The organism is Rhizobiaceae bacterium (assembly GCA_023953845.1).
Classification (GTDB): domain Bacteria; phylum Pseudomonadota; class Alphaproteobacteria; order Rhizobiales; family Rhizobiaceae; genus Arvimicrobium.
This window is the reverse complement of record JAMLJC010000005.1, coordinates 1-4735: the sequence shown is the minus strand read 5'-3', so window position 1 is coordinate 4735 and position 4735 is coordinate 1. Positions and strand designations below refer to the sequence as shown.

6 protein-coding genes are annotated in these 4735 nt (G+C 64.9%); 2 read left to right on the top strand and 4 right to left on the bottom strand.

What is annotated here, in order from left to right:
• The 3 genes from M9955_26540 to M9955_26530 form a co-directional block, all read right to left on the bottom strand.
• Positions 1–940, bottom strand: a 940-nt coding sequence (locus M9955_26540; protein ID MCO5085207.1) for a beta-ketoacyl-ACP synthase, incomplete at its 3' end; no start/stop codon positions are given.
• A gap of 32 nt (positions 941–972) precedes the next feature.
• Positions 973–1254, bottom strand: coding sequence for an acyl carrier protein (locus M9955_26535; protein MCO5085206.1), 282 nt, complete (start codon positions 1252–1254; stop codon positions 973–975).
• Positions 1255–1343: 89 nt separating this feature from the next.
• Positions 1344–1907, bottom strand: coding sequence for a histidine phosphatase family protein (locus tag M9955_26530; protein MCO5085205.1), 564 nt, complete (start codon positions 1905–1907; stop codon positions 1344–1346).
• 121 nt (positions 1908–2028) lie between these two features.
• Between M9955_26530 and M9955_26525 the strand changes: the two genes are divergently transcribed.
• Positions 2029–2976 carry an AEC family transporter gene (locus M9955_26525; GenBank protein MCO5085204.1) on the top strand — a complete coding sequence of 316 codons (948 nt, stop codon included), beginning with the start codon at positions 2029–2031 and terminating at the stop codon, positions 2974–2976.
• Positions 2977–3095: 119 nt separating this feature from the next.
• The gene (locus M9955_26520) at positions 3096–4553 is read left to right on the top strand and encodes an NAD-dependent succinate-semialdehyde dehydrogenase (protein ID MCO5085203.1); all 1458 of its coding nucleotides are present in this window, start codon (positions 3096–3098) and stop codon (positions 4551–4553) included.
• Position 4554: 1 nt separating this feature from the next.
• On the opposite strand, the gene M9955_26515 is transcribed toward M9955_26520, so the two are convergent.
• Positions 4555–4735: hypothetical protein (locus M9955_26515; protein MCO5085202.1), on the bottom strand; the 181-nt coding region annotated here is incomplete at its 5' end.

Genomic DNA, 4735 nt, shown 5'->3' with positions numbered 1-4735 from the left:
ACGCTTCCCGTTCCGCGGCCGTAACGCGATGAGCGCCGGACGCACCGGAGATGGTGAGAAGCGGCGCTTCGGCCGCCGTTTCAGGTGCGATCCGGTCGATCATGTCCTTGAACGCGTCGCCGTCCGACCCGCGCTGGGACACCACCTGCTCGAGACGGGCGTAGCCGGTGGCGCCCCGCGCGTCGGCGGATGCGCGCGATTCGAGGATCAGGAAGGCCGCACCGCAGCCGGTGACCACGCCGCCGCCGCTTTCGCCCTGGCGTTGCCAGACGGGCTTCCACGGCGCGGTGTGCAGATGTCCGCCGAGCGCGTATGTCAGAAGCATGTCCCAGTGCGCGGCATTGTAGGCGCCGCCGACCAGCGTGCATTCGGCCTGGCCGGCCGCGATCGTCGAAACGGCGGATTCGATCGCGGCGATGCCCGCACCCTCTTCGCCCATCACGGTACGGGACGAGCCCGTCACCTTGTGGACGATCGAGATGTTGCCGGCGAGAAGATTGGCGAGCTGGGCCAGAAACAGCGTCGGTCGCAGCTCGGTCATGAGCTTTTCGTTGATCAGCACGTCGCAGTCGTTGCGCGACAGGCCGGCCGCGAGGATCGACGCGTCGACTTCGGCATCGCGTTCGCCGCCGCCCGCCGCCACGATCATGTGCATGCGTGCGCAGCGTTCCTCGTCCGTCTTGAGCCCGGCATCGTCCAGTGCGAGACCGGCGGCATAGGTGCCGAGCCGCTGCCAGGTTTCCATCTGCCGCTGGTCACGTCGCGCGATCTGCAGCGACCAGTCGATTTCCGGCAGCGGATGCACGGAGACGGGCGCGAAGTGTTCACTGTCGACGACGGGCCGGCCTTCGCCGGAGAACGCGCGCAGATGGGCGTCCTTGCCTTCGCCCAGCGAAGACACCAGGCCGATGCCGGTGATGAGGACATCCCGGTCAGCCATGGGACGCTCCGGCCTTCAACGCAGCCATCCGGCTATGCGGACTTGGCCGCTACGAGCTGGTCGATCTTGGCGCACAGGTTCTTCATGACGAAATATTCCTCGGTCGGAACGTTGCCGTCATTGACCTCCTGGGTCCATTTCTCAAGCGGCACCTTGATGCCGAATTCCTTGTCGATCGCGAAGACGATGTCGAGGAAATCGAGGCTGTCGATGCCGAGGTCGTCAATGGTGTGGCTTTCCGGCGTGATCTTGTCCCGGTCGATCTCGCTGGTCTCGGAAATGATGCCCGCGACCGTGTCAAATGTCGAAGTCACTATCGTACCCTCGGTGTTCTCATTGTCTGCAAGGCTCCGCGTCTAGTCTTTTTTGCCTGCAAGGGAAAGGTCCAAATCGGCCCGATCGTTCAGTTGAAAACGATCTTTCCGATCATGGTAAGGCCCGTATCGTTCGGCACGACGATGACAGCCTCGCCCTCGCGCGCGGTGTGGCCGGTCAGCGCCTTGATGTTCGTGTCGTGGGTGACGAGATAGAAGTTGCCGCTGCCGGAATAGGCCCGGATCGCCTCCATCACGGCTGCCGCGCGCTCTTTCGCGAGATTGTCGTCTCCGGCCGAAGGATCCAGTGGCTCGAAAAGCTCGACCGATCCGGCGCCGAAGACCAGCGCCGCGGTTTCCTTGGCGCGGCAGTAGCGGCTCGACAAGACACGTTCCGTCGGCGCGGCGCGTGCGGCGATCAGCGCGCCGATGCGGCGCGCCTGGAGCCGGCCCTGTTCGGACAGGTTGCGCTGCGTGGCGCATTTGTCGATGTCGAAGTTCGCCGGATCGCCCGTGCCCGGCGCCCGTGCGTGTCGAAGAAGGACGATCTGCCCGCCTGTGCGCAGCAGTGCCCAGCCGGCCTCGGTTGCGACCGAGGTTGCCGGCGCGAGCGACACAAGCAGCAGGATGACGAGGCCAAGGGTGCGGGACATGGCGTTCCTTCTTCGGTTCGGTGCATATAGGGGCGCGAAAGACGGATGAAAGGCAAGTCACCATCGGCAAGGCGGCTGCTGGCGCCTTGCCGAATGCGGATCGCTGGCGTAAACGCGCGGCGTGTCGCCTCTCGCCGAAACCATCTTCTTCGTCTTCGGACTTGTCGCCCTGGGCTACTTGTGCGGCTGGACCGGTTTTCTGAGAACCGAAGTCGGCGACGCGCTGTCGGATTTCGCGGTGGCGGTCGCCGTGCCGATGCTCCTGTTCCGGACGATGGTGAACATCGATTTCGGCGGCGGCCTGCCGCTGGCGCTTTGGGCGACCTACTTCCCGGGGATCGTCGTCACCTGGATCATGGCGCAGATCGTCATGGTCCGCGTGTTCGGCCGCGATGCGAAGGCGGCCGTCGTCGGCGGGCTTTCGGCCTCGTTTTCGAACCTCGTGCTTCTCGGCGTGCCGTTCATGCTCGGCGTCTACGGGCAACCGGGCTTCGAGGTGCTTTCACTGCTGGTTGCGGTGCATCTGCCGAGCATGATGGCGGCGTCTATCGTGCTGTTCGCATGGGCGAGCCGCGGCGAGGGCGCTTCGGATCCGCTCGCGATCTTCGCCGATTTTCTCCGCAAGCTGTTCTCGAACCCGCTCGTCATAGGCATTCTTGCCGGGCTCGCGTGGCGCGCGACGGGGATCGCGCTGCCGGCGATCGGCGTGCGCTTCGTCGATGCGCTGGCCAACGTCGCGGGCACCGTCGCCCTGTTCGCCATGGGGCTGGGTCTCAGGAAATTCAGCATTTCCGGCAATGTCGCCGCCGCGATCGCCATGGCCGGGCTCAAGCTGATGGTGATGCCCGGCATCGTGCTCGCCATGGCGGTGCTGGTCGGACTTCCGCCCTTCACCGCCAAGGTGGCCATTGCCGCGGCCTCGATGCCGACCGGGGTCAATCCCTATCTCGTCGCGACGCGGTTCGGCACCGGGCAGGCCCTGTCGTCGAGCACGATGACCATCGCGACGGCCTGTGCGGTCGTCACGACGGCGTTCTGGCTCGCGGTGGCCCATTACGTCTTTGGATGAGGCGGTCCAGTTGTCGCGCATCAGTTGATCGCGTGCACCCGGAGCGCATATATCGGTGCGGAAGCTTCTGAAAAGACAAAACTGAAGGCGGCGCCGGATCGGGCGTCGAGATGATCCGGATGCTGCAGAAAACCAGCCACTACCTGCGCGAAGCCAACCTGATCGACGGCGAATGGGTTGCCGCGGATTCCGGCAAGACGATCGATGTCGTCAATCCGGCCACCGGTCTGAAGATCGGCACGGTGCCGAAATCGGGCACCGCCGAGACCAGGCGCGCGATCGCGGCCGCCAGCGCGGCGTTCCAGTCGTGGCGCAGGACATCGGCCAATGACCGCGCCAAGCTGATGCGCAAGCTGCACGACGCCATTATGGACAACCAGGACGCGCTGGCCGAGCTCCTGACCATGGAGCAGGGCAAGTCGCTCGCCGAGGCGAAGGGCGAGGTCGGCATGTCGGCCGCCTACATCCTGTGGTACGCGGAGGAGGGGCGCCGGACCTATGGCGACACGGTCCCGAGCCCCTGGGCGGACCGGCGCATCATGGTGACCAAGGAGCCGGTCGGGGTCATCGCGGCGATCACGCCGTGGAACTTTCCCTCATCCATGCTGGCGCGCAAGATCGGACCGGCGCTGGCGACGGGCTGCACCGCGGTGGTCAAGCCCGCCTCGCAGACGCCCTATTCGGGGCTCGCCTGGGGCGTGCTGTGCGAGGAAGCCGGGATCCCGAAGGGCGTCGTCAACATCCTCACCGGTTCGGCGTCGGAGATCGGCGACGAGATCTGCGCCAATCCGCTGGTGCGCAAGATCACCTTCACGGGGTCGACCGAGGTCGGCAAGGTGCTGATCGAAAAGTCGGCCGCGACCGTCAAGAAGGTGTCGATGGAACTCGGCGGCAACGCGCCGTTCATCGTGTTCGACGATGCCGACCTGGACCGCGCGGTCGAAGGCTCGATCGCGGCGAAATACCGCAATTCGGGCCAGACCTGCGTGTGCACCAACCGCTTCTACGTCCAGGCCGGCGTCTACGATGCATTCGTTGAGAAGCTTGCCGCGGCGACGGGCAAGCTCAAGGTCGGCCCCGGGCTGGAAGCGGGAACCCAGCAGGGGCCGCTCATCGACGACAAGGCGGTCGAGAAGGTCGAGGAGTTCATCGCCGACGCCAGGGCCAAGGGCGGCAAGATCGAGACCGGCGGCAACCGTCATTCGCTCGGCGGCACGTTCTTCGAACCGACCGTGATCTCGAACGCGTCCACCGACATGCTCTTCACGCAGGAGGAGATCTTCGGGCCCGTTGCGCCGGTCTACCGTTTCGAGACCGAGGAGGAAGCCATCCAGCTCGCCAACGACACGATCTACGGTCTCGCCTGCTATTTCTACACCGGCGATCTCGGCCGCACCTTCAGGGTGTCCGAAGGGCTGAAATACGGACTGATCGGCGTGAACGAGGGCATCATCACCACCGTCGAGGCACCTTTCGGCGGGCTCAAGCAGTCGGGGCTCGGCAAGGAGGGCGGGCATCAGGGCATCGAGGATTATCTCGACACCAAATATGTCTGCATCGGCGGGCTGGGGCTCTAGGTCACGGACCCATAAATGGGGTCGATATGGCGGCAAAATTGCCGATCAAATGCGAGAAGATCGCTGAAAAGCGGGGTGGACCCCCGGTTGAAGCGATCGACAAAGCAGTTGACGGCAAGTTTGGCCGTCCTTCGGATATGGCGGATTTGCCCTGCTCCTGCGTTGCAAGACCTTGAAAACCG